The sequence below is a fragment of the Kribbella sp. NPDC058693 genome (genome assembly GCF_042715335.1).
Lineage (GTDB): Bacteria > Actinomycetota > Actinomycetes > Propionibacteriales > Kribbellaceae > Kribbella > Kribbella jiaozuonensis.
The window spans coordinates 2,025,021-2,045,211 of sequence record NZ_JBHXSQ010000001.1 but is presented as its reverse complement, the minus strand read 5'-3'; the positions used below and the strand labels follow the sequence as shown (position 1 = coordinate 2,045,211).

The following is a 20,191-nucleotide window of genomic DNA, read 5'->3' as shown; positions in this document are numbered from 1 at the left end:
GAGCAGAAGCCGCTGCCGTTGCTCGGAATCCGCTACCGGCCGACGGTCGACAGCCACAACGTGGCCGAGCGCAAGCCGGTCACCGTGCTGCCGCTCGTGGTCGAGGCGCAGCCCGGGCAGTCGCTGCCGAAGATCCGGAAGCTGACGGTCCAGGTCTCCGGTGACGACGGCAAGACCTGGCACGACGCCGCGGTCGCGCCGACCGGGCACGGCGGCTACAAGGCGATCTTCGTGACTCCGAAGGGCGCCAAGGGGATCTCACTGAAGTCCCACCTGGTCGACGGCGCCGGGAACATTACGGAACTGACCGTTATCGGCGCTTATCCGTTGGGCTGAGCACGCAACCCCGGAGATCGGTTGTCACGTTTAGAGAGTCGCGCAGACAACCGATTTCTGGGGAGGCCCTGTGAAGTTCACGCACGGAGGAACGCCCGCGATCGCCGTACTGGCGGTCGCGGGCCTGGTCGCCGGACTGGGAGGAACTGCTCACGCGGTTCAGTCCGGTCCGGCGGCCACCGCCCGTTCCACGGCGGGTAAGGACGTCAGCGTCACGCTGATCACCGGCGACCGCGTCGTCCTGCCCGGCGGCGACCTGACCAAGGCGACGATCGAACCGGGCGCCGGCCGGCAGCACGTCGGCTTCACGACGTACCGGGTGCGGGATCACTCGTACGTGATCCCGGCCGACGTCACCAAGGCGGTCGGCGACGGGAAGATCGACCGCCGGCTCTTCGACGTCGCCGAGCTGGTCAAGGACAAGTACGACGACGCGTCGACGAGCACGATCCCGGTGCTGACGACGTACGCCGGTACTGCGAAGCGCGCCGTGCCGGCCGGGACGAGGGTCACCCGCCAGTTGCCGTCGATCGGCGGCGCGGCGATGAAGGTCAACAAGTCGGACGCGAAGACGTTCATGAGCTCCGGCGGATTCAGCAAGCTGTGGCTGGACGGCAAGCGGAAGGTGCTGCTGGACCAGTCGGTGCCGCAGATCGGCGGACCGGTCGCGTGGCAGGCCGGGTATACCGGCAAGGGCGTTTCGGTCGCGGTGCTCGACACCGGCATCGACGCGACCCATCCCGACCTCGCGACCCAGGTCGTGGGGGAGAAGAACTTCACCACCGAGTCCGCCGACGACCTCGTCGGTCACGGCACGCATGTCGCGTCGACGATCGCCGGCACCGGCGCTGCGTCGGACGGCCGCTACAAGGGCGTCGCTCCGGACGCACGCCTCTACGACGGAAAGATCTGTGAGGTCTACGGCTGCGACGAGTCCGCGATCCTGGCCGGGATGGAGTGGGCCGCGACCGACGTCAAGGCGAAGATCGTCAACCTGAGCATCGGCGGCCAGGACACCCCGGAGCTCGATCCGGTCGAGGAGGCCGTGAACCGGCTGACCGCGGAGACCGGCACACTGTTTGTGGTTGCTGCAGGCAACAGTGGCCCGGGTGACGGGACGATCGAGTCGCCCGGCAGTGCGGACGCGGCGCTGACCGTCGGCAACGTGACCAAGCAGGACCAGCTCAACCCGACGTCGAGCCGCGGCCCGCGGACCGGCGACAGCGCACTCAAGCCGGACGTCACCGCGCCCGGCACGGACATCGTGGCGGCCAAGTCGAAGGACTCGACGATCGGCGAGCCGGTCGGCGACAAGTACCTGCGGCTCTCCGGTACGTCGATGGCCACGCCGCACACCGCCGGCGCGGCCGCGATCCTGCTGCAGGAGCACCCGTCCTGGACGCCGGCCGAGTTGAAGGCCGCGCTGATGGGTTCGGCGAAGGTCGCGGCGGACCAGACCTCGTTCCAGCAGGGAGCGGGTCGGATCGACCTGACGACGGCGATCATGCAGAGCGTGGTTTCCGAGCCCGGCAGCGTGTCCTTCGGCAAGGCCTCCTTCCCGCACACCGACGACCAGCCGGTCACGCGCGAGGTCACCTATCGGAACCTCGGCGATGCGGCCGTCACGCTGTCGCTGACCTCGGTGCTGAACGGCCCCGACGGTACGGCGGCTCCGGCCGGTGCGCTGAAGCTGAGCGCCGACTCGGTGACCGTTCCGGCAGGTGGTACGGCGTCCGTCCAGGTGACGTCGGACACCAGCCTCGGCGGCGCGGACGGTCTGTACAGCGGCCGCATCACCGCCACCGGCGGCGGCCAGACGGTCGTCGTACCGCTGGGTGTGGACAAGGAAGTCCCGACGTACACGCTGACCGTCAAGCTGATCAAGCCGAACGGTGCACCGGACCCGGACTACCCGGTGTCGGTCACGGGCGTCGACAACGACGAGAACGACATGATCTCCCCGGACGAGAACGGCACGGTGACGCTCAGGCTGAGGCAGGGCGAGTACGTGCTGAACCAGTTCCAGGAGTTCGAGCGCGGGACCGAGGACTGGATCTTCTTCACGCTGCTCGCACCGAGCGTCAAGCTCACCGGCGACCAGACGGTCGTCCTCGACGCGCGGAAGGCCAAGCCGGTGACCACCTCGGTGCCGAACGCCGGCGCGGTGCAGGCCAACTCCGACATCGGGTTCGACCGGACGATCAAGGGCGGCGTGTACACCTACTCCGCGGGCGGGTTCTTGTCCGGGACCATGTTCACCTACAACGCCGGGCCGAAGCTGCCCGCATCCGAGCTGACCGGGCACGTCATGTCGCAATGGGGTGTGCCGGGCGCGGACGGATTGTTCACGAACACGCCGTACCTGTACGGGATCGCGAACTTCCAGCCGGGCGACTTCCCGACCGGGTTCGATCGCAAGGTGAAGCAGTCCGACCTCGCGACCGTGGACGCCACGGTCAACGCGACTGCCGAGGCGCGGGTCTTCAAGACGCTGTCCGCGGTCGGGCCGACCGGTGACGGCGGATGGGCGAGGGTCATCCGGCTCGACGTACCTCGGACCATCCGCTACTACGTGGACCAGACGCCGTACGGCTGGTCCGGCACCACCGACGAGGACACCGACGGCTCGGAGTTTCCGTTCGGGAAGTGGCACCTGGACGGCAAGCCGGTGATCTACAAGGCCGGGCGGCACTACCAGGAGCGTTGGAATGCTGCGGCGTTCGGTCCGTCGGTGTTCGGCTACACCGCCCGGTCCGCGGACCGGATGGACATCTACCTGAACACCCTCACCGACGCGGACGGCCACAGCGGCTACATCGACACAAAGTCCGCGAGTACGACGCTCTACCGCGACGGGACCGAGATCGGGTCCACGGACGGGTTCGGCATCAGCGCCACCGGCCTGCCGGTGGGCAACGCGTCGTACAAGCTGGTCGCGACCGCGACGCAGGACGTCTGGCCGGTGTCGACGCGGATGGATCTGGAGGCGACGTTCACGTCGTCGGCTGACCAGTCGAACATCGCCATCCACACGGTCGGCTTCCAGCCGGATGTGGACGGCAACAACACGATGGTCCGCAAGCCGGTCACGGTCCTGCCGTTCACCGCCGACGGAGTGAAGACGGTGAAGGTCCAGTACTCCGACAACGGCGGGGCCACCTGGAAGCAGGCACCTGTCGCCGGTAACAAGGCGATCTTCCCGACGCCGGCCGGCAACACCATCTCGCTGCGCTCGATCGCAAAGGATGCGGCCGGGAACAGCACCACGCAAACGGTGATCGCCGCCTACACGATGCGGTGAGAACAGCAGAACGCCCCCGCCGGCCGGCGGGGGCGTTCTGTTTGTTGGATCAGCCGATCAGGCCGAGTGCCTTCACCGCGTCGCGCTCCTCGCCGAGCTCGGCGACCGAGGCGTCGATCTTGCCGCGGGAGAAGTCGTTGATCTCCAGGCCCTGGACGATCTCCCAGTTGCCGTCCTTGACGGTCACCGGGAACGACGAGATCAGGCCCTCGGCAACGCCGTACGAGCCGTCCGAGACGACCGCCATCGACAGCCAGTCGCCGTCGGCCGAGCCGGCCAGCCAGTCGCGGGTGTGGTCGATGGTGGCGGCCGCGGCGGAGGCGGCCGAGGACGCACCGCGCGCCTCGATGATCGCGGCGCCGCGCTTCTGCACGGTCGGGAGGAAGTCGTTCTCCAGCCAGGCCTGGTCGTTCACGACCTCGGCCGCGTTCTTGCCGGCCACCTCGGCGTGGAAGATGTCCGGGTACTGCGTCGCGGAGTGGTTGCCCCAGATCGTCAGCTTCTTCAGATCGGTGACGTGTACGCCGGTCTTCTTGGCCAGCTGCGCCAGCGCCCGGTTGTGGTCGAGCCTGGTCAGCGCGGAGAACCGCTCGGCCGGGATGTCCGGCGCGTTGCTCTTCGCGATCAGCGCGTTCGTGTTCGCCGGGTTGCCGGTGACGGTGATCCGGACGTCGTCGGCGGCGTGGTCGTTCAGCGCCTTGCCCTGGACGGTGAAGATCGCGCCGTTGGCCTCGAGCAGGTCACCGCGCTCCATCCCCTTGGTCCGCGGCCGCGCACCCACCAGCAGCGCGACGTTGACACCGTCGAAGACGACGTTCGGGTCGTCGCCGATCTCGATCCCGGCCAGCGCCGGGAAGGCGGAGTCCTCGAGCTCCATCACGACGCCCTCGAGTGCCTTCAGCGCCGGGGTGATCTCCAGCAGCCGCAGCTCCACCGGGGTGTCCGGCCCGAGCAGGGCCCCGCTCGCGATCCGGAACAGCAGGCTGTAACCGATATTCCCCGCGGCCCCGGTAACGGCCACCTTCACCGGTGTAGTGCTCACGACACGCTCCTAGCTCATCTGATTGTGTGCTTCGGACGCTAGCAAGCCGGGTGTCGCAGCCCAACGCTGGGGGACCACCGATTAGCTCACATCCCGATGGATCGTTCACCGATCGGTCATGCGGCGTACGTCGCGGGGCCGACGGTGTGTCCGAGGGTGACCTCAGTCCCCTGACTTGTTAGGAGAAGTCCATGAAGCTGCCCAGCCGGCTGCTGCCGGTTGCTGCCTCGGCCCTCGCGGTCGCCGCGGCCGTCGCCGTCCCGCAGGCCGTCCCGTCCTTGTCGTCCGCGCCGTCCACGTCGGCGGCCGGCCCGGTCGCCGTCCAGGCCGCCAAGTACCGCGACGACTTCGTCATCGTCGGCCACCGGGGCGCCTCCGGCTACCGGCCCGAGCACACGCTGGCGTCGTACGAGCTGGCCGCCCGGATGGGCGCCGACTACATCGAGCCCGACCTGGTCACCACCAAGGATCACGTGCTGGTCACCCGGCACGAGCCCGAGATCGGCGGTACGACGGACGTCGCGAGCCACCCGGAGTTCGCCGGCCGCAAGACCACGAAGATGCTCGACGGCGTCGCCACCACCGGCTGGTTCACCGAGGACTTCACACTGGCCGAGCTGAAGACGCTGCGCGCCAAGGAGCGGATCCCGGCGACCCGCCAGCACAACACGGTCTTCGACGGGCACTACCAGATCCCGACCTTCCAGGAAGTGATCGACCTCAGCAAGCGCCTGTCCAAGGAGCTCGGCCGCCCGATCGGCGTCTACCCCGAGACCAAGCACCCGACGTACTTCCGGGCGCAGGGCCTGCCGCTCGAGCCCGAGCTGGTCAAGACCCTGAACCGCAACGGCCTGAACCGGCCGGACGCCAAGGTCTTCGTGCAGTCGTTCGAGGTCGGCAACCTGAAGGCGCTGGACAAGCAGCTTCGGGTCCCGCTGGTCCAGCTGACCAGCTCGGTCGGCGCGCCGTACGACTTCGTGGCTTCCGGCGACAAGCGCACGTACGCCGACATCGTCAGCGCGAAGGGGCTCCGCGAGGTCGCGACGTACGCCGACGGTGTCGGGCCGAGCAAGGACCAGATCATCCCGCTCGACGCGGCCGGCAAGCTGGGCAAGCCGACCAGCCTCGTCGCCGACGCACACAAGGCCGGGCTGGTCGTGCACCCGTACACGTTCCGGGTCGAGAACACCTTCCTGCCGGCCGATTTCGACAGCTCGACGAACCCGAACGACTCGGGCAACCTGTTCGGCGAGATCGCGGCGTACCGGAAGGTCGGGATCGACGGGTTGTTCACCGACAACACCGACATCGCGGTGGCCGAGGAGAAGGAAGCTCGCTGACTGGAATGATGGCGGGGTGGAACGGCGGACGGCCTCCGGGCTGGCGAGTGTAGAGGCACAGCCCGACGGGACGTTCGTGCTGCGGATCGACGGGTCGCCGCAGTCGCAGGTCGATCTGGCCGATCCCACCCACCTGCCGTTCGAGTACATGCGCCGGATCGGCGACGTCGTGGACGCGATCGCGCCACGACGTCAGCCGGTCGCGATCCTGCATGTCGGCGGGGCCGCGCTGAGCATCCCGCGGTACGTCGCGGTCACGCGGCCGCGGTCCCGGCAGATCGTGCTCGAACCGGATGAGGATCTGACCGAGTTCGTCCGCGAGGCGCTGCCGCTGCCGAAGCGGACCGGGATCAAGGTGCGGCCGGTCACGGGTCGGGCCGGGATCGGCGAGGTGTACGACGACTCGATGGACGTGGTGATCCTCGATGCGTTCGAGCATGAGGCGGTGCCGGCGAATCTGGTGACGGCGGAGTTCTTCGCCGAGTGTGCCCGGGTACTGCGGCCTACGGGGGTGCTGGTGGCGAACCTGATCGACGGGAAGGCGGGCCTGCCGTTCATCCGGCGTACGGCGGCGACGGTGCGCGCGGGGATCGGCGGCGGGGTGGTGCTCGCGGAGCGGAAGATCCTGCGTGGCAAGGGATTCGGCAACGTCATCATGGTCGCGTCCCCGCAGCCGGTACCTGACCTGACGGATGCCGGACGCCGAGCCCAACCGCCGTACGACATGATGCCCCTCGACGAACTCGCAGGAAAAGCCGCACCCCTCACCGACGCCGAAGGCTACGTCACCCCGCAGGCACCACCCTCAGTCTTCCGCAGCTGAGCCGGCGACCTGCTCCTCGGCGCCGGGCTCTCAACCGGTGGCGAGCCGCTCCACCGCGGTCCGCTCGACGGCCTGCCGCTCCCGGGTGGCGCTCAGCCGCTCTGCGGCGCGTGCTGCGGCCGCTCGCTCTGCGGGTGTCGCGCCGACCGAGAGGACCAGGTGGTCGAGTCGGTCTCGCCCGGCCAGCCGGGCTCCCCGGAGCCACGCTTGGATCGTCGCCCGTGGGATGCCTGTCTGTTGCTCCAGTGCCCGCAGCGAGCGTGGTCGCGCGAGTGCTGCGACAGCAGCACCCAACTCTTCCAGCGTTGTCGCGTTGTCCAGCAGGCTGACGATGTCGCGGGGGTCGCGGCTTGCTTGTTCCCAGCGGCGGCGCCAGATCGGCATGAGGTCGGCGGGGACGCCGCAACCGGCCAGGAACGCCTCGGCGACTTCCCACGTCGGCAGATGTTTGCCGTTCGTCGCGCGGACGAGGTGTGGGTGCGAGTAGTGCGCGCGCTCCGCCAGTTGCCGGTAGCTCAGCCCGGCATGTCGCCGTACCCGCTGCAACGCTTCCGCGAAATCCTCCACGTGTTCAAACATAACTCAACACGTTTCAACAGATCAAGTGGCAGTTACGCTTGACCCTGTGTCTGTCGCGAAGGTTTCCGCCCTGGCCTACTACCCGGTGAAAGGTCTCGCCGGGATCCCCGTCGACTCGGCTGAGGTCGGCCCGACCGGCCTGCTCAACGATCGCCTGTTCATGCTCGTCGAGCCGGACGGCACGTTCCTCAGCCAGCGCAAGCTCCCCGCGATGGCCACGCTGCATGCCGAACTGGACGGCGACCGCCTCCATCTGTCCGCCGCAAACGCTCCCGATCTCGAGCTCGCGATCCAGTACGACGGCAAGCGGCGCGACGTCAGCCTGTTCGGGAAATGGTTCGGCCAAGGCATCGTTCAGGACCCGGCCGCGGACGAATGGTTCACGGCCCGCCTAGGTACGCCGGCCGCGCTGGTCCGCGTCACGCCCGAGCACGAACGGCCCGGCTGGGGCGCGCATCGCGGCCTCACCGGGTACGGCGACGCGCACGCGCTGATGATCACGTCGCTGTCGTCACTCGACGGCCTCAACGCGCGCATCGTCGAGCGCGGCGGCGAGGCGATCCCGATGAATCGGTTCCGGCCGAACATCGTCGTGTCCGGCTGGTCGGAGCCGCACACCGAGGACAAGGTCCTACGGATGACGGCCGGCACGGTCGAGATCGGTTACTCGGCGCGCGGTATCCGGTGTGCGGTTCCGACGGTGGAGCAGTCGACCGGGGCGAAGTCCGGTCCCGAGCCGACCAGGACGCTGGCGACGTACCGGCGCGAACCGGCGTACGGCGGCGGCGTCAGCTTCGGTATCAAGGCCGCAGTACTTGCCGGAGGCACCATTCACGTCGGCGACGAGATCGCCGTCCAGGAATGGATCCCGGACGGCACCGATCCCGCCCAGGACTAACAGCCCACCCGCGACCGCCCGGTGACGGCCTTGTAGGTGCAGGTGTCGAAGGTCTTGCCGGCCGGGGTCTGGAAGCGGGCCGTGTCGCCGGTGTTGTTCCAGACGTACCAGCTCTGGTTCCAGTAGAGCGTCAACGCCCGGTTGCGGTTCTTGCCGGTGCGGACGATGACCGTCGACCGGCCCGGCAGCACGTACCCGCGCGGGAACACGAACACGTGGTTGGCCACGTCCGCGACCCGGAAGCCGGACAGGTTGATCGGCCGGCTGCTGATGTTGCGGACGGTGAAGAACTCGTTGTTGATCTGGGCGTTGGTGCGGGTGTCGGTGCCCGGCGGGTCGTACTGGATCCCGCTGAGTACGGCGGTGATCGCCGCGTCGGCCGTCAGTGGTGCGAAGGCCGCCGTACCGGCCAGCACCACCGCGGCCGTCGCGGCGGAAAAGAGCGTGCGGAAGCGTCGTGCGAACACAGAATTCCCCTTCGGCAGTGGGCCGATCTCCCCCCGGCCCGATGAACTTCGGCTGCCGGTTCCCCCCGGCGGTCGCACACGCTAGTCGTTACGCTCCGTGCTCGTCAAGGGCTCAATCAACGGTTGTCGCTACACCGTGTTCAAGGACCTTCACCCGCTTGTCGAGCCCTGCTTCCCCGAACGCCGCGACGAGCTGGTCCGGACCCTCGGTGAAGTGCGCCCAGCCCTCGGTGTGCACCGGGACGATCGTCGCCGAGCCGAGCAGACGCGCTGCCTCGACCGCGTCCGCGGACGTCAGCGTGAGGTTGGCGCCATCGAGAAGCCCGGTACGCGCGGCGCCGGCGAACAGGACCGCGACATCGATCGGTGCGAACCGGTCGGCGATCTCCTTCACCAGACCGAGTGACGCGTTGTCGCCGGTGACGTACACAGTCGGCAGACCTTCGCCCTGCAGGACGAACCCGGTCACCACGCCGAGCACCTTCTCCGCACCTTCCGGTCCGTGCAGCGCTGGTACGCCGGTCACCGTGATCACGCCACCGTCCGGCCGCGGCAGGTCGATCGACTCCCAGTTCTCCAGGCCGCGGACGCCGTCGATGCGAGTGGCCGCGCCCGGGGTCGACAGCACGGTCGGGATGGTCGCCAGCAGCGCGCGGCCGGCATCGTCGAGGTTGTCCTTGTGCTCGTCGTGCGAGACGAGTACGACGTCGATCGGACCGAGCTTGTCGGCCGGGATCGCCGGACCGATCAGCTTCGTCATCACCCGGCCGGGCAGCTGGTAGTCGCGCGGCTCGTCGAAGGCCGGGTCGATCAGGAACGTCAGGCCACCAAGGTTCAGTACGGCGGTCGGGCCGCCGATGTGCGTGATCTCCATGTCCACGATCCTCCGCCGAGCCGGGCGGTCCGGCCATTGGCCCGGGAGCCATAGTTACCGAAGATCGGGCCATACTGTTCTCATGCGTACTGTCGCGGTCCTCGCGTACGACGGGATGAGCCCGTTCCACCTGTCGGTGCCCTGCCTGGTGCTGGGTGAGCGGCGCGGCCGGGCGACGGCGTACGACGTGCTGGTCTGCGCGGAGCAGCCGGGGTCGATGCGGACGAACGCCGGATTCGGGATCAGCGTGGATCACGGGCTCGAGGTGATGGAGCGGGCGGATGTCGTCGTACTGCCGAGCTGGGAGCCGGGTTTGCAGGCGTCCGACGTACTGCTGGACGCGATCCAGCGGGCGCATGCACGAGGCGCGACGGTGGTGGGGTTGTGCATCGGGGCGTTCCTGGTGGCGGAGAGCGGGATCGCGGCGGGGCGTGAGGTGGTGACGCACTGGCGGTGGGCGGACGAGTTGCGCGCTCAGCATCCGGAGCTGGACGTGCGCGCGGACGTGCTGTGGTCGGACCTGGGCGACGTGATCACCTCGGCCGGTACGGCGGCGTCGCTCGACTGCTGCTTGCACCTGGTTCGGACGCATCACGGGGTGGAGATGGCGGAGAAGGTTGCCCGCGACATCGTGGTCGCGCCGCATCGGAGCGGGTCGCAGGCGCAGTACATCCCGGTGCCGGTGCCGCCGGATCCGAGCGACGACGTGATCGAGAAGGCGATGGTGTGGGCACGGGCCCGGCTCGACCAGCCCGTGTCGCTGGACGAGTGGGCCGGGGCGGTGGCGCTGTCGCGGCGTACGTTCACGCGGCAGTTCCGGGCGCGGACCGGGAGTTCGGGGCAGGCGTGGTTGCTGCGGCAGCGGCTGGACCGGGCGCGGCTGTTGCTGGAGACAACCGATCTGCCGGTCGAGCGGGTGGCGGCGTCGAGCGGGTTCGGGAGCAGTGATGCGTTGCGGCACCACTTCCACTCGCTGCTGGGGACGACGCCGCAGCGGCATCGGCAGGAGTTCTACAGCAGCACGAGCAGGATGTAGATCACCGGCGCGGCGAACGTGACGAGCAGGATCCAGGCCATCATCCGGTGCCCGGTCTTACCGCGGTCGAGCGACGAGGCGAAGTACAGCACGGCACCTTCCTCCGTGTGCCGGCTCAGCCCCATCCGCTTGGCCTCCTCCGGCCGCGGATCAGGCCGCTCCTCGGCGAACGCATCCGGATGAATCCCGTAGTGCGCCGGCCCGGCCGAATCCACGTCGTCACGCTCGGAGAACATCCAGCCTCCCGCAGGTTGGTGGACCAGGTCGTCAAACCATGATCACACCAACCACCAGGAATCGTGCCGCACTTCCTACGAGAAGTCCGCCACCCAGGCGTACCGCGTCGGCTTCGAGCCGATGCAGAGACCGAGCAGGTCGATCGCCGTGCAGTGCGCGTAGCTCCTGCGGCCGACGCCCAGGGTGGTCAGGCCGCAGTTCAGGATCGTGCTCCGGCTCTGCGCCATCATCTGGTCGTACGCCTGCTGCGCGCTCCAGTTGTCACCGCCGGCGGTGGACTTCGAGGAGCCGCTGCTGTTCGTCGCACCCGACTTGGCGCGGCTGCCGGCGTCCGAGCGGGCGCTGCCGGTCAGGTCCGGATCCTGCTCCAGCGGCTGGCAGCCGGCGTTCTTCCGCGCGCTGTCGATCATGTCGAACAGCTGCGACTCGTCGGCGTCCATGCCGCCGTCCCGCGCCGGAGGTGGCGGGGGCGGCGGGGTCGTCGTCGGGGTCTGGGTCGGGCGGCCGGTGGACGTCGTACGGCCCGGTGTTGTCGGCGCGCTCGTTGCCTTCTCCGAAGTGGGGGAGTCGGTCGGTTCGAGGGTGCTCGGGGTGTTCGACGGGACCGTCGTCGGGGACGCGGAGTCCGTCGGGGTGCCGGTCGGGGTCCCTGTCGGCGTCGTCGTCGGGGTGACCGTCGGCGTACCAGTCGGCGTCGCCGTCGGCGCCACCGTGGGGCGCCTCGTCGGGGTTGCTACGGCGGCCTTTGTGGTTGGGGTGATGTAGGTGTCGTCGGTTCGCGTGACGATCGGCACCGAGGCGTCGGCGTCGTCGTTCTGCGGCTGGTGCAGGAGGATCCAGGAGATCGGCGTGATCACCAGCACGACAGAAGCCATAGCAATAATCGACCGCCGCCCCCGAGACCCCCTCTCTCCGGCCGCAGCCCGCCGCCCACCCCGCCCAGGCCCAGAACCCCCAGGCCCACTACCAGGCCCAGAACTCCCACGCCCACCAGCCCGCGCGGCCCCAAGCTCTCGCTCACCACCCGCGCCAAGCCCAGCAGCCCCCGCACGCCCAGCAGCTCCACCAGCGCCAGCACCCAGGCCAGCCCCAGCACCATCAGCCAGCCCAGCACCACCAACCCGCTCGGCGCCACGAACACTTGCGCCAGCCGCCTCCGCGGTGCCGAAGGCACCTGCAGCCGCACCTGCGCTGTCTGCACTGGCCGACCTGAAGTCACCAGCGGAGCCGAAGCTCGTGGTGCCTGCGGCGGCTGAGCCGAAGTCGGTGGATCTGCTGGGGCTTGTCGTGTCGGTGGTTGGTGTTGGGGTGGTGCGTGGTGTTCCGGTGGTGCGGCCGGTGGCGGCTAGGAGGTCGGCGGCTGAGGCGGCGGGGGTGGGGCGCGGAGGGGTGTCCGGCGTGCTCGTGCCCAGGGATGCCCAGTCGTCGGTTGCTCGGCGGATGGACCAGGTGCCGGCGGTTTCGCCCAGGCCCGGGCGTTCGGTCGGTTCCGGGGTTTCCGGGCGACGGGCCGCACGGCGAGCGCGGGTAGGCGACTCAGGTTCGGCGCCGGCGATCGACTGCTCGACCCACGACGGCGTACCAGCAGGACGCCGCCCAGCAGCCGCGCCATACGAGTCCGCAGACTCGGCAGGCGTGCGCGTAGGCAGTCCGGACGTGGCGTCCTCGGGGGCCGTGTAGCTGGGCAGGGCTCCACGCGGCGCGTACTGCGGGGTTGCCGGGCGCGACTGGTTGCCGTTGGCCCAGAACGGGTTTTCGTTGGACGCACCAGCGGATTGCGCCGTGGCCCAGAAGGGCGACTCGTCGCTGGAGCGCGGTGCGTACCGCGGTGGTTCTGGTGGTGCGGGCGGGGTGTTCTCCGCGGGCGGGGTGGACCGGTTGCCGGAGCGCGACGAGCGTGATGCAGCTCGGGTCGCCTTCCTGCGTGGCTTGTACCGGCCGTTTCCGGACTCGGACATTATTCCGTTGTTCCTCTCAAAGTCGCGCCCCCAAGACGTGCCTCATCAGCCGTCTCACCGGAGCCCCCCAGGAACGTCCGGCGACATGACAAGGTCGGATCTACCCGCGGCGACCGGCCGTGAACCGGCCGGACATTGTGGGCCTGAGACAACGTCTCGCCCGCACTCGGTGACCTCCACACAATGACAACCACAACGGCCCTCAGCTCCGGCCGAAGTCCTGGACCCAACTGCCCGGTCCGTAGTTGGACTTGACCTGCCCCGGGTCGTATCCGATGCCGATCGTGGTGAACCGGCAGTTGAGGATGTTCTTGCGGTGGCCGTCGCTCTGCATCCACGCTGCGACCACCTTCTGGGCGGTGTCGTAGCCGGCCGCGATGTTCTCGCCCCAGCTCGACCCGCGATACCCTGCAGCCGCCATCCGGTCGCCGGGGTCCTGACCGTCGGGGTTGGTGTGGTCCATGTAGTGCCGCCGGACCATGTCCGACGCGTGCTTCCCGGCCGCCTCGACCAGTGCGCTGTCCAGCCGGAGCGGACCGCAGCCCTGCTGCTGACGGATCTGGTTCGTGTAGTCGAGCACCTGCCGCTCCTGCGTGCTCGTACCGCCACCGCTGGGCGGCGGCGGAGGAGTGTCGGTCGGCTCGGTGGTCCGCGTCTTCGTAGGCGTAGTACTCGCGGTCTTCGTCGGATAGCTCGGCTTCGGCCGACCACCACCGCTGGTCGTCCGCGTACTACCCGGCGAGCTCGGCGGCACAGTCACGGTCGTCACGCCGACCGTCGGAGCAGTAGGAGTCGTGAGTACGTCGGTTGGCGTATCGCTCGGCGTACCAGGACTCGTCGGTGTCGCCGAGGTGGACGATGACGTCGCGCCCGGACCGAGCGCCGGCGTACCGACGACGGAGGTGGTCGTACGACCGTTCGGCAAGGTCTTGGTGACGGTGATGAGCGGCGTACCGGCCTTCGTACTGTCGCCCGATCCGCCGTCGACGCGGGTGTCCTCGGAGACGTTCAGAACCTTGGCGGCATCGTCGGTCCGCGAGTTGTCGTGGGACATCAGCCAGACGACCGGGCCGATCGCGAGCAGTACCGACAACGCGCTGACGACAGGGCCGACCAGGCCACGGCTCCGCCGGGGAGCTCGTCTACTGCCGCGGTGCCGCCGGGGGGTAGGCGAATCCGTCATGGGATGGGCGAATCCTCTTCGTTTTTCGTCGTACCGAGTGTCGCGTCGTTCCCCGTTGGTCCAGCCAGGTCCCCCCTGGTTACCGAACAGGAACCTTAACGGACACGCGAGGTCATCGTTACAGGTCTGCGACGCCTCTTAACGATTCCCGAAGGTTCTCGGGCAACGATTAACGAACAGGGCCTGAACCGCCGGTCATCCGCCGAAGTCCTGCACCCAACTTCCGTTGCCCCAGTCCGGCTTCACCTGGCCGCTGTCGTACCCGATGCCGATCATCGTGTAGCTGCAGTTGAGGATGTTCGCGCGGTGGCCGGCGCTGTTCATCCAGCCGGTCACGACCGCGGACGGGCTCGAGTAGCCGACGGCAATGTTCTCGGCCATCGCACCGCCGGTGAACCCGGCCGCCTTCATCCGGTCGAACGGGCTGCGGCCGTCCAGGCTGTCGTGCGCGAAGTAGTGCTTGTCGACCATGTCGGAGGCATGCGCCTGGGCGGCTCTGGTGAGTGCGCTGTTCGTGCGCAGCGGTCCGCAGCCGGCCTTGGCCCGCTCCTGGTTGGTCAGGGCAAGCACTTGTGCCGCGGATCCGCCGCTGGGCTTGGTAGTTGCCGTCGGCTTCGGTGTCGCGGTGTGGCTCGGCTTCGGCGTCGGCTTGGACGTCGTCCGGGTGGGCTTCGGTGTCGCCGTACGGGTGCTGTCGCGGCTCGGTGCCGTGGTCGACCGGGTCGGCTTCGGCGTCGGGGTCTTCGTGGTGGAGCGCGTGGGCGTAGGTGTCGGCGTCGTACGGCGGGGTGTGTACGACGGACTCGTCGGACGGCTCGGCGTCGCCTTGGGAGCGTCGTCGCTGGCAGGCGCGACGGACGTGATCGGGTTCTCCTGGCTCGTGGGCTTGCTGCCGGTCTGACGTACGACGAACCACCCGACGCCGACCAGCAGGACCAGAGCAGACAGCGACGCGATGAGAGGACCGGCCACGCCACTACCGAGTGACCGTTTGTGGTTCGTCATGGTGAGCACCCTTGCCCAGGCCGGCACGCGCCGACCCAATCAAGGACCGCCCTTGACAAACCTTTGACTATCGCAGTCGTTTCAAACGGTTGAGCGGGCGATGACGATGTCGGCGATGACCTTCCAGCCCAGGCTTCGGTACAGGCGCAGGCCGTCGATGGACGCGATCAGGATGCCGCGTTTGGCGCCCCTCGCCGCGGCCGCTTCGACCAGCGATGCCATCACCGCACTGCCGAGTCCGCGTCGTCGATGGGCCGGGTCGGTCTCGATCCGGTCCGCGACCGCGTCCTCACCGACGACCGCCATCCGCCCGCTCGACACCACGCCGCCGTGCAGGGTGGCGCGGGTGATGATCAGGTCGTCCTCGAGTTCGGTGTGCAGCGCATATCGCTCGTGCAGCTTCAACGCCGGCTGCTCCGAGAGCTGGATCGTCATCAGCCAGTCCTGGTCCTGCTGGACCTCGAGGCCGAGGTCCTCCAGCTGCTCGATCCGGGCTTCCTTGTCATCGGTGGCCAGGGTGATCCAGCCCGCGCCGCGCCCGCCGCCGTCGGCCGAGGCCAGCTGGGCGGCACGCTCCACACGTTCCGGTTTGTCGTCGGCATCCAGTACGACGTACTCCGTCGGCCTGCTCTCCTCACCCGCACGGACGATCAAGATGCCGTCGTTGTCGTCCTCCACTGTGGTCCAGCCCCGCGAGACGGACCACCCGGCCTGCCAGCGGCGGACGAGCTCCTCACGATCTCTCACCAGTCGATTCAAGCAGCCCGCAACCGTCACGGCGAGGGGAACTGGTGTCGCTTGACACCAACTGGCCGTAAATTTCCGCCTGCAGGCTGTCACCACTACCGCTCAGCCGCCCGCCGCGCAACCCCTCACAGCCTGTCAACGAGTGGCGTACTCGTCCGCGAGCAGGTCGAAGATCAGGTCGTCGTCGTAGTTGCCGTCCCGGCGCGGAATCGCCGCGCGCTCGGTGCCGACGTGGGTGAATCCGTTGGCCTCGGCAACGTGCGCCGACGCGCTGTTGCCGAGGGCAGCCTTCACCATCAGCCGGCGGCGACCTAGACCCCCTTCCGCGACAGGCTTGAACGCGTGCGGGATCAGCAGCTCGACCGCGGACGTCATCACCTTGCGGCCGCGCGCGTCCGGGTGCATCCAGTACCCGATCTCGCCGACGGTCGCGTCCATCCGGTTGTTCAGATTGAAGACGCTGACGTTCCCGAGCAGCTCGTCGGTCGCCGGGTCGGCGATCGCCCAGGCGACACCTTCGCCGCCGGCCATCATGTGCAGCCGGGTCTTGATGAACCCCTCGGCGTCCTCCAGCCGGTACGGCGACGGCATGCCGGACAGCCAGTGCTGTGTCCGCTCGTCGCTGCACGCCTCCTGGACCCGTTGCGCGTCCGACTCCCGCAGCCCGCGCAAACGAATGCTGCCGCCCTCGAGCACCGGCACCGTCCACCAGTTGCCCTGCGGCTCGAGGTCGTCGTCGCGCCCCACCGATGCGACCCACTCGTCCTTACGTACGCCGCGTGCACGTCCGCCGCCAGGGATCATCACCAACCCCCGGAACCCCGCCTTCCACGCGACCCGTCGGCTCGCATAGTTCCCGACGAACGCGCGCCAGATCACCCGGTCCCAGCCGAGCCCGTCGAACGCGTATCGTACGGCGAGCTTCAGCGCCCGCGTCATCACCCCGTTGCCGCGGACCTCCGGCGACACCGCGAACCCGACCTCCCCGACGCCGCCCTCGCCGTCACCGAGGTCGATCGTGCCGGCGTACCGGCCGTCGTACTCGATCGCCCAGCCCCACATCGTGTTCGTGCGCCAGCCGTTCGGGATCATCTCGGTGAGGAAGTTGACCGCGTGCTCGTGCAGGTAGGGGACCGGGATCGTGGTCCACTGCTGCATCACCGGGTCCTGGCACATCCGGTAGGCGGGCTCGACATCGTCGACGGTGTGGGCACGCAGGGTCACTACACCGTCGGTCAGAACCGGGACGTCCTCGGGGAATCGCATACCTCAGGGTGACGCGCTGCCACCGGCCGGGCAACGCATTTGCCTGACACGGAGAGCAATCGAGATTAGGCTGTGAGCCGTGAACGCAGCCGGAGCAGAGCCGCCACGCGGCCGGGGTGGGCAGCTGGCCGCTCAGCGACAGGCCACGATCGTTGCCGAAGTCAACAGTCGCGGCGCGATCACGGTGGCCGAGCTGGTCGATCGGTTCGGTGTCTCGGACATGACGATCCGTCGCGACCTCGACGCTCTGGACTCCAGCGGCCTGCTGCACAAGGTGCACGGCGGCGCGACGTCGGTCGGTCTGCGCAGCGCGCACGAGCCGGGCTTCGACGCCAAGCTGACGCAGGAGTCCGCGGCCAAGCAGGCGATCGCGGCCGAGGCGGCGACGAGGGTCCAGCCGGACAGCGCGATCGGCATCGGCGCCGGTACGACGACGTACGCGCTGGCTCGTCAGTTGCTCCGGGTCGAGAACCTCACCGTCGTGACGAACTCGGCGCGGATCGCCGACGTGTTCCACGGCAACGCGCGGTCGGATCGCACCGTCGTACTGATCGGCGGCATCCGTACGCCGTCGGACGCGTTGGTCGGGCCGATCGCGACCGCGGCGCTGGCGTCGTTGCATCTCGACCTGCTGTTCCTCGGCGCGCACGGTGTCGACGCCGAGCACGGGCTGAGCACGCCGAACCTGATGGAGGCCGAGACCAACCGGTCGTTCATCGCCGCCAGTCGGGAGATCGTCGTGGTTGCCGATCACACCAAATGGGGGACGATCGGCCTGAGCACGTTCGCGACCTGGTCGGACCTCGACGTCATCGTCACCGACAACGGACTGTCGACCGCAGCCCGCAAGGCTATGCGCGATACGGGATGCGACCTCGTCATCGCCTCCTAGCTGAGGCGGGACGCGCCGGCTGACGGGGCCGCGGCGAGTGCGCTGGGTGTGCTGAAACCGTGCTCTGCAAAGGCTTTCTCGATCGCGGCCAGCACCGACTCGGACGCGTCCGCCTCGACCAGCGCGATGATGCAACCACCGAAGCCGCCGCCGGTCATCCGTGCGCCGAGCGCACCTGCTTCAAGCGCGGTGTCGACGGCGACGTCGAGCTCCGGCACGGTGATCTCGAAGTCATCGCGCAATGAAACGTGCGAGGCGGTGAACAGCGGGCCGACCTCGCGGAGCTTGCCGGCATGCATCAGCGCGACCGCGTCCTCGACCCGGCGGATCTCGGTCACCACGTGCCGCACCCGACGCCGTACGACGTCGTCCGACAACCGCGCGAGTGCGTCGTCGAGGTCCTCGAAGGCGATCGAGCGCAGAGCCGGTACGCCGAGCTCGGCCGCCGCCTGCTCGCAGCTCTTCCGGCGGGCGGCGTACTCGCCGTCGACGTGGCGGTGCGGTGCCTTCACATCGACCACCAGCAAGGCGAGGTTGTCGGCCGCCGGGTTGAACGGGATCTGCTCGGTCGACATCGCGCGGATGTCGAAGTACAGCGCGTGGCCCTCGGTGCAGCACATCGAGGCCATCTGGTCCATCAGCCCGACCGGCGCACCGACGTATTTGTTCTCCGCCTTCTGCGCGAGCCGCGCGACCTCGGCGGGGTCGACCTCGATATCGCGCAGACCGAGCAGGGCAACCAATGTCGCGCACAGCAGTGCCGCGGACGAGGACAGGCCGGCACCGGACGGGATGTCGGACTCGAAGCGCAGGTTCGCGCCGCCGATCGGGTAGCCGGACTCGCGCAGGATCCAGGCCGCGCCGGCCGGGTACGCCGCCCAGTCGCCGACCGATCCCGGTGCCAGGTCCTCGATCGCGAACTCGGTGACGCCCTTGTGTCCGGCGGAAGCGACCGCGATCCGGCCGTCGTCGCGCTTCGAGGCGGTCACGACGATCCGGTTCGGCAGGGCGATCGGGAGGACGAGCCCGTCGTTGTAGTCGGTGTGCTCGCCGATCAGGTTGACCCGGCCCGGCGCGCGCCAGCTGCCGTCAGGCGTCGTACCGAAGACGTTCTCGAAGGAGCTCACGAACCGACCTTCCGCAGTGTCTCGGCCACGTCCTCGGGCCGGGTGTCGCTGATGAACGAGCCCATGCCGGACTCCGAGCCGGCCAGGTACTTGATCTTGTCCTTCGCCCGGCGGATCGACAACACCTCCAGGTGCAGGTAGCCGAGCTCGCGGTCGATCCGCACCGGGGCCTGATGCCACGCGGCGATGTAGGGCAGCGGTTCGCCGTACAGACCGTCGAGTCGCTGCAGTACGTCGAGGTACAGCTCGACGAAGTCGTCGCGCTCGCCGACCGACAGCTCGTCGATACCGAACACCTGGCGGTGCGGGTACAGGTGCACCTCGACCGGCCAGCGGGCCGCCTCGGGGACGAACGCGGTCCAGTTGCCGTTCTCGCCGACGACCCGCGTACCTTCCTTGCGCTCGGCCGCCAGCACATCGGCGAACAAGTTGCTGCCAGCAACTTCCTGGTGCTCGCGGGCGCGCGCCATCAGCGTCCGCATCCGCGGCGGAACGAACGGGTACGCGTAGATCTGGCCGTGCGGGTGGCTGAGCGTGACGCCGATCTCACGGCCGCGGTTCTCGAACGGGAAGACCAGTTCGACGTCGTCGCGGGCGCCGAGCTCGGCGGTCCGGTCGGCCCAGGCGTCGACGACCAGGCGGGCCTGGCCCTGGGACAGGTCGGTGAACGACTTGTTGTGGTCGCTGGTGAAGCAGACCACCTCGGTCCGGCCCGGGCCGGCGAACGACGGGAACCGGTTCTCGAACACGGCGACGTTGTAGTCGTGGTCCGGGATCTCGGTCGGCTTGCCCGGCCGGCTCGCGTCCAGCGGGCACTCGTCGGCCGGCGGCAGGTAGGTCCGGGTGTTGCGGTGGGTGGCGTAGGTGATCACGTCGCCGGTCAGCGGGTCGGTGCGCAGGTCGACCTGCGGCTGCGGGGCGGGCAGACCGCGGGTGTCCTCGAGCGGTACCCGCACCGGCGTGTCGGCGGGGTCGTAGTAGATCAGCTCGCGTCCGTCCGACAGTTTGGTGTCGGTACGGCGTACGCCGCGCGGTGTTTTCATCGTATGACCCTCCCGGCCGTACGACGCGTCCGGCCAG

The 20,191-nt window shown here is 68.9% G+C and carries 20 protein-coding genes; 7 read left to right on the top strand and 13 right to left on the bottom strand.

Going from position 1 to position 20,191, the window contains the following annotated elements; all coding sequences use genetic code 11:
* The coding region (locus tag ACFWUU_RS09775) for a hypothetical protein (protein ID WP_380174239.1) at positions 1–336 on the top strand (336 nt) is incomplete at its 5' end.
* A gap of 70 nt (positions 337–406) precedes the next feature.
* The gene (locus ACFWUU_RS09770) at positions 407–3,637 is read left to right on the top strand and encodes a S8 family serine peptidase (RefSeq protein ID WP_380174237.1); all 3,231 of its coding nucleotides are present in this window, start codon (positions 407–409) and stop codon (positions 3,635–3,637) included.
* A gap of 49 nt (positions 3,638–3,686) precedes the next feature.
* Here the strand turns inward: ACFWUU_RS09770 and ACFWUU_RS09765 are convergent, their stop codons facing one another.
* Complete coding sequence (locus tag ACFWUU_RS09765; protein ID WP_134105369.1) at positions 3,687–4,679, bottom strand: malate dehydrogenase; 993 nt, start codon at positions 4,677–4,679, stop codon at positions 3,687–3,689.
* A 191-nt stretch (positions 4,680–4,870) separates the two neighbouring features.
* Between ACFWUU_RS09765 and ACFWUU_RS09760 the strand changes: the two genes are divergently transcribed.
* Complete coding sequence (locus tag ACFWUU_RS09760) at positions 4,871–6,019, top strand: glycerophosphodiester phosphodiesterase (RefSeq protein WP_380174235.1); 1,149 nt, start codon at positions 4,871–4,873, stop codon at positions 6,017–6,019.
* Positions 6,020–6,035: 16 nt separating this feature from the next.
* Positions 6,036–6,842 carry a spermidine synthase gene (locus tag ACFWUU_RS09755; RefSeq protein ID WP_380174233.1) on the top strand — a complete coding sequence of 269 codons (807 nt, stop codon included), beginning with the start codon at positions 6,036–6,038 and terminating at the stop codon, positions 6,840–6,842.
* A gap of 30 nt (positions 6,843–6,872) precedes the next feature.
* On the opposite strand, the gene ACFWUU_RS09750 is transcribed toward ACFWUU_RS09755, so the two are convergent.
* The gene (locus ACFWUU_RS09750; RefSeq protein WP_380174231.1) at positions 6,873–7,409 is read right to left on the bottom strand and encodes a helix-turn-helix domain-containing protein; all 537 of its coding nucleotides are present in this window, start codon (positions 7,407–7,409) and stop codon (positions 6,873–6,875) included.
* 58 nt (positions 7,410–7,467) lie between these two features.
* Here ACFWUU_RS09750 and ACFWUU_RS09745 point away from each other — a divergent pair, with 58 nt between their 5' ends.
* A complete protein-coding gene (locus ACFWUU_RS09745) occupies positions 7,468–8,319 on the top strand; it encodes an MOSC domain-containing protein (protein WP_380174229.1) in 852 nt (283 codons plus the stop codon).
* Here the strand turns inward: ACFWUU_RS09745 and ACFWUU_RS09740 are convergent.
* A complete protein-coding gene (locus ACFWUU_RS09740; protein ID WP_170989576.1) occupies positions 8,316–8,786 on the bottom strand; it encodes a lamin tail domain-containing protein in 471 nt (156 codons plus the stop codon). The two genes, ACFWUU_RS09745 and ACFWUU_RS09740, sit on opposite strands and share 4 nt — an antisense overlap.
* Positions 8,787–8,898: 112 nt before the next feature.
* Positions 8,899–9,660: an MBL fold metallo-hydrolase gene (locus tag ACFWUU_RS09735; protein WP_380174227.1), complete on the bottom strand. Its 762-nt coding sequence runs from the start codon at positions 9,658–9,660 to the stop codon at positions 8,899–8,901.
* An 82-nt stretch (positions 9,661–9,742) separates the two neighbouring features.
* Here ACFWUU_RS09735 and ACFWUU_RS09730 point away from each other — a divergent pair, with 82 nt between their 5' ends.
* The gene (locus tag ACFWUU_RS09730; protein WP_380174225.1) at positions 9,743–10,696 is read left to right on the top strand and encodes a GlxA family transcriptional regulator; all 954 of its coding nucleotides are present in this window, start codon (positions 9,743–9,745) and stop codon (positions 10,694–10,696) included.
* On the opposite strand, the gene ACFWUU_RS09725 is transcribed toward ACFWUU_RS09730, so the two are convergent.
* The 7 genes from ACFWUU_RS09725 to ACFWUU_RS09695 all read right to left on the bottom strand — a co-directional run bounded on the left by ACFWUU_RS09725 (position 10,672) and on the right by ACFWUU_RS09695 (position 17,092).
* Positions 10,672–10,932 carry a hypothetical protein gene (locus ACFWUU_RS09725; protein ID WP_130444050.1) on the bottom strand — a complete coding sequence of 87 codons (261 nt, stop codon included), beginning with the start codon at positions 10,930–10,932 and terminating at the stop codon, positions 10,672–10,674. The two genes, ACFWUU_RS09730 and ACFWUU_RS09725, sit on opposite strands and share 25 nt — an antisense overlap.
* Before the next feature lie 75 nt (positions 10,933–11,007).
* A complete protein-coding gene (locus tag ACFWUU_RS09720; protein ID WP_380174223.1) occupies positions 11,008–11,808 on the bottom strand; it encodes a CAP domain-containing protein in 801 nt (266 codons plus the stop codon).
* On the bottom strand, positions 11,787–12,134 hold the full coding sequence (locus tag ACFWUU_RS09715; protein WP_380174221.1) for a hypothetical protein: 348 nt from the start codon (positions 12,132–12,134) through the stop codon (positions 11,787–11,789). The genes ACFWUU_RS09720 and ACFWUU_RS09715 overlap by 22 nt, the downstream gene beginning before the upstream one ends.
* Before the next feature lie 959 nt (positions 12,135–13,093).
* Positions 13,094–14,074: a CAP domain-containing protein gene (locus ACFWUU_RS09710; RefSeq protein WP_380174219.1), complete on the bottom strand. Its 981-nt coding sequence runs from the start codon at positions 14,072–14,074 to the stop codon at positions 13,094–13,096.
* 195 nt (positions 14,075–14,269) lie between these two features.
* Positions 14,270–15,079, bottom strand: coding sequence for a CAP domain-containing protein (locus ACFWUU_RS09705; RefSeq protein ID WP_380174218.1), 810 nt, complete (start codon positions 15,077–15,079; stop codon positions 14,270–14,272).
* Between the two features lie 81 nt (positions 15,080–15,160).
* Positions 15,161–15,826, bottom strand: a complete 666-nt coding sequence (locus tag ACFWUU_RS09700) for a GNAT family N-acetyltransferase (protein ID WP_137252759.1) — start codon at positions 15,824–15,826, stop codon at positions 15,161–15,163.
* Positions 15,827–15,961: 135 nt separating this feature from the next.
* On the bottom strand, positions 15,962–17,092 hold the full coding sequence (locus tag ACFWUU_RS09695; RefSeq protein ID WP_380174216.1) for a GNAT family N-acetyltransferase: 1,131 nt from the start codon (positions 17,090–17,092) through the stop codon (positions 15,962–15,964).
* Between the two features lie 79 nt (positions 17,093–17,171).
* On the opposite strand from ACFWUU_RS09695, the gene ACFWUU_RS09690 reads away from it, so the two are divergent.
* Positions 17,172–17,984: a DeoR/GlpR family DNA-binding transcription regulator gene (locus ACFWUU_RS09690; RefSeq protein ID WP_137252761.1), complete on the top strand. Its 813-nt coding sequence runs from the start codon at positions 17,172–17,174 to the stop codon at positions 17,982–17,984.
* Here the strand turns inward: ACFWUU_RS09690 and galK are convergent.
* Complete coding sequence (gene galK / locus ACFWUU_RS09685; protein WP_380174214.1) at positions 17,981–19,111, bottom strand: galactokinase; 1,131 nt, start codon at positions 19,109–19,111, stop codon at positions 17,981–17,983. The two genes, ACFWUU_RS09690 and galK, sit on opposite strands and share 4 nt — an antisense overlap.
* Entirely contained in the window at positions 19,108–20,154 is a 1,047-nt protein-coding gene (galT, locus tag ACFWUU_RS09680; protein ID WP_137252763.1) for a galactose-1-phosphate uridylyltransferase, read from the bottom strand. Before galT ends, galK begins: the two co-directional genes overlap by 4 nt.
* Positions 20,155–20,191 lie beyond the last annotated feature (37 nt).

Bases quoted from the DNA above. Each gene is read 5' to 3' on its own strand.
- ACFWUU_RS09725 (WP_130444050.1), bottom strand. From the start codon at position 10,932: ATGTTCTCCGAGCGTGACGACGTGGATTCGGCCGGGCCGGCGCACTAC.
- galT (WP_137252763.1), bottom strand. From the start codon at position 20,154: ATGAAAACACCGCGCGGCGTACGCCGTACCGACACCAAACTGTCGGAC.
- ACFWUU_RS09735 (WP_380174227.1), bottom strand. From the start codon at position 9,660: ATGGAGATCACGCACATCGGCGGCCCGACCGCCGTACTGAACCTTGGT.
- ACFWUU_RS09710 (WP_380174219.1), bottom strand. From the start codon at position 14,074: ATGACGGATTCGCCTACCCCCCGGCGGCACCGCGGCAGTAGACGAGCT.
- ACFWUU_RS09720 (WP_380174223.1), bottom strand. From the start codon at position 11,808: ATGGCTTCTGTCGTGCTGGTGATCACGCCGATCTCCTGGATCCTCCTG.
- ACFWUU_RS09760 (WP_380174235.1), top strand. From the start codon at position 4,871: ATGAAGCTGCCCAGCCGGCTGCTGCCGGTTGCTGCCTCGGCCCTCGCG.
- ACFWUU_RS09705 (WP_380174218.1), bottom strand. From the start codon at position 15,079: ATGACGAACCACAAACGGTCACTCGGTAGTGGCGTGGCCGGTCCTCTC.
- ACFWUU_RS09730 (WP_380174225.1), top strand. From the start codon at position 9,743: ATGCGTACTGTCGCGGTCCTCGCGTACGACGGGATGAGCCCGTTCCAC.
- ACFWUU_RS09695 (WP_380174216.1), bottom strand. From the start codon at position 17,092: ATGCGATTCCCCGAGGACGTCCCGGTTCTGACCGACGGTGTAGTGACC.